This is a genomic window from Aliidongia dinghuensis (genome assembly GCF_014643535.1).
Classification (GTDB): domain Bacteria; phylum Pseudomonadota; class Alphaproteobacteria; order ATCC43930; family CGMCC-115725; genus Aliidongia; species Aliidongia dinghuensis.
On the sequence record NZ_BMJQ01000065.1, the window covers coordinates 1 to 715 of the forward strand.

General features: G+C 70.5%; 1 protein-coding gene. It reads left to right on the forward strand.

Features of this window, described 5'->3' with window-relative positions:
• Window positions 1-146 precede the first annotated feature (146 nt).
• On the forward strand, window positions 147-715 hold a 569-nt coding region (locus IEY58_RS34150), incomplete at its 3' end, for a GntR family transcriptional regulator (RefSeq protein WP_189052660.1).

Here is a 715-nt window from a genome sequence, read left to right on the forward strand (position 1 = left end):
CTCGACGCGTGGATCTTCGCCGGTGGACGCGGCCTCGTGGACTGCGTATGGATGCGGGGCGGGAAGGTCGTCGAGCACGGCCGCCACCGGGACGCGGACGCGATCGCGCGCCGGTTCCGACGCACGCTGGAGAGATTGCTCACTTCATGACCGTTTCCGCCGAACAGGACCAGGCCGGCGAACAGGGCCAGGCCAGCGAACAGGGCCAGACTAGCGCCGGGCAACCGCTCTATCAGCGCATCCGCAGCGAGATCGAGGGCAACATCCTGTCCGGCCGCTGGCCGCCGGGCTACCGCCTGCCGTCGGAGGTCGAGCTCACCGAGACGTACGGCTGCTCGCGGATGACGATCAACAAGGTGCTCTCGGCCCTCGCGAACGCCGGCCTGATCGAGCGCCGGCGGAAGGCGGGCAGCTTCGTCTCACGCCCGCGGGTCCAGTCGGCGGTGCTGCAGATCCCCGACATGCGGGCCGAGATCGAGCGGCGGGGCGAGGAATACGGCTACGAGCTCTTGGCGAAGCACAGGCGGCTGGCGACGGCGGACGATTGCGGCCGCCTCGGCATCGCCAAGCGCGTGCCGATCCTGGCGCTCCGCTGCCGGCATCTCACGGGCGGCCAGCCCTTCGCGCTCGAGGATCGCCTGCTCAACCTCGGCGAGGTGCCGGACGCCCTCGACCAGGATTTCGCCACAGTGCCGCCGAACACCTGGCTCGTCGG